The sequence below is a fragment of the Frankia sp. AgKG'84/4 genome (genome assembly GCF_023242965.2).
GTDB lineage: Bacteria > Actinomycetota > Actinomycetes > Frankiales > Frankiaceae > Frankia.
The window spans coordinates 1-2,485 of sequence record NZ_JALKFU020001220.1 but is presented as its reverse complement, the minus strand read 5'-3'; the positions used below and the strand labels follow the sequence as shown (position 1 = coordinate 2,485).

At 68.4% G+C, this 2,485-nt stretch carries 3 protein-coding genes and 1 pseudogene; 1 reads left to right on the top strand and 3 read right to left on the bottom strand.

Going from position 1 to position 2,485, the window contains the following annotated elements:
* From MXD58_RS28960 to MXD58_RS28950, 3 genes and pseudogenes are all read right to left on the bottom strand, one after another.
* A pseudogene (locus MXD58_RS28960) lies at window positions 1–619 on the bottom strand (cold shock domain-containing protein); the annotation flags it as partial.
* 275 nt (window positions 620–894) lie between these two features.
* A complete protein-coding gene (locus MXD58_RS28955) occupies window positions 895–1,308 on the bottom strand; it encodes a hypothetical protein (protein ID WP_248820779.1) in 414 nt (137 codons plus the stop codon).
* Window positions 1,309–1,653: 345 nt separating this feature from the next.
* Complete coding sequence (locus MXD58_RS28950) at window positions 1,654–2,040, bottom strand: nuclear transport factor 2 family protein (RefSeq protein WP_248841226.1); 387 nt, start codon at window positions 2,038–2,040, stop codon at window positions 1,654–1,656.
* A 299-nt stretch (window positions 2,041–2,339) separates the two neighbouring features.
* Between MXD58_RS28950 and MXD58_RS31485 the strand changes: the two genes are divergently transcribed.
* Window positions 2,340–2,485: WD40 repeat domain-containing protein (locus MXD58_RS31485; RefSeq protein WP_374616801.1), on the top strand; the 146-nt coding region annotated here is incomplete at its 3' end.

Below are 2,485 nucleotides of genomic sequence, written 5' to 3'. Positions count from 1 at the left end.
CGGGCGGCGCCGCGCAGGGCTCCTCGATCTTCGGCGCGGCGATCGCCGCCAGCGCGGTCGGCGTGTACGCCGCCGATTCGCTCACCGCTCCCCGGCCGAGCGTGCCAGGCAGATCGGTCAGCGCGTCATACAGGTCCCGGGCCGCCTGCCGGGCCGCGCGCTGGTGCGCGGTCAGGCCGGTGCCGTCCGATTCGAGCAGCGCGGGCACCTCCGCCGTCCCGACGCCGCTCGCGGTCCGGATGGTGAACCTCGTCGACGTGGCGTCCGCGATGGGTGGCTGGCCGAAGTCCCGCTCGGTGGCGATGCCGGCGGTGGCCGCGCGGCTGACGAGTCTGCGCACACTCGCCGTCGAGATCCGGCGGAGCTGGACGTTGGGCAGCGCCGGACCCGGGTAGATCGCGATCTGCGGGCCCACGTCGATCACCCTGCCGTCGGAGTAGACGGCGACGACCGGCAGCCGGCCGATCTGCATCGTCGGCGTCACGAAACCGCCAACCGACTCCACCCGCAGCGCCACCACCGTGTCGGCACCCGGGTCCGCGGACGCGTCCGTGCCGCCACTGGCACCACCCCACCCGCCGGTGGTGGCTCCGGCACAGGCCACGGTCGCGAGAGCCACGGGTATGACGCCCGCCATCAGTCGGACGCAGCGCGCCATCATCGCCATGACCCTTTGTAACATTCTCAAGCGCCGATCCGACCCCAGGGTGGCCACCGCACGCCGAGCCGGCACGCAAGGCCGCCACGTGACAGCCGGACGAAGAATGACAGTCCAAGCGTTTTCCGGGCGGTCCACGTCCTTCGACGTGGACCGGACCCTCCCCTCAGAGCCCCGCGCCGCGCGATCGACCGCGGGCTCCGACCTGTCTCAACCAGACGCGCCGGGCACGGTGGTCAGGCGTTGCGGTAGACGAGGTAGATGTACTTGCCGCCCGCACCCTTGTTCAGGTCTACGTCGTAGCGGCGCCAGGGGGATTGCGGCTGAATCCCGGCGTTGTCACCGAGGATGACGTCCAGATCCGCGATCGGGCTTCCCTGCGTGGGGTCCTTGGTGAAGGCGGCGTAGATATAGTCGCCGCCGGCGCCCTTGTTCAGGTCGACGTCGATGCGGGTGTAGGTGGGCGGGGCGGAGTCATCCTTGCTCAGCAGAAAGATGACATTCGTGATCGGCTGGCCGGAGCCCCGCTCGAAAGCGAAGTAGAGATAGGCGCCGCCCGCCCCGGCGTTCAGATCCTTGTCGATCTTTGTCCAGCCGGATGGCGCGGGCTCACTGTCAATAAGAACGGTCAGGTTGGTGATATCACTCATCTGGACTTCACCTCTCCGTCATTTGGCCGACCCCCGCCTCGGCATCGTTTCATACGGCCGATCGCCAGACCAGACGAACGGATGAAGTATCAGCCGCGAACTCCACGACCACAACGTCGCCCAGCAACGAAGCAGAAAGAAATCGGCCCGGCGGCCTTCGAATTGCACAGACAGTAATCCAACCCAAACCAGACATTCCGCTGGTCGACGCAGGTAGCGCCTTCAGTCGGCGCACAGATTCCCGAACCCGAGAAGCACCGGGCGTTACCCGTTCTTCTCGTCCGCGACGATGCCATCACGCGGCCACGACAAGCGGCGTCATCTCTCGCCCGCGACTACCCCTCGTCAATCCGATACAGGCGAGAGGTGGGCCGCGATGACCTGCCAGCGGCCGTCGTCGTGGACCCAGGTACGGGTGTAGTCCATGACGACGGAGACCTCTTCTCCGCTGCTGCGGGCGCTGATCGCGGCACGGACGAAGGTGATGCCGGTCACCTCGTGGAGCAGGCAGTGCCGGCGCAGCTCGGCGTACGAGATCACGGCGAAGGCACCGGAGGCGTAACCCGCGACGTCCTCGGCCTTGCCGTGGAGCAGACCGTCATGCCCGCGGGCGACGAGATCGTCGTGCAGCACCTCGGCGAGCCCCACAGCATCATTGGCCGCCACCACGGCCTGCAGCAGATCCTCCGCCCGTCCGAGACCGACCAGATCCGCGGACTGCACCACCGTCATGATCCCTACCTTCCGCCACGACGAACACCACGACCCGGGTCCGCCAATGGCGGAATCGAGCGGCTCTCGGCGAGATCCACGTTCGCGCGTCCGCCAAAGGTACGGGGACCGTGACCGCGCCGCGGGCCCTCATCCCATCACCACGCCAGCAGATTGGCGATCTTCAAGCGTCAGTCCGTCCTCCTGCCGAGGGCGCCACTTCACGGCCACGCCGATCGGAGCCGGCTGATCCCGCACCGATCTCGTCGGCCGTGATACCGGCCGCGGAGCGGCGCGTCACCGCGAGGACACTGGGGCGTATGGCCTCCCGATCCGTTCCGCCGCAGGACCGCGGACCGTTCTGGGGCCATCCGGGCCCGGTCCGGTCGGTGGCGGTCACCCCGGACGGCCAGCAGATCATCAGCGGCGGCAACGACGGCACCGTCCGCATCTGGAACCGCGACAC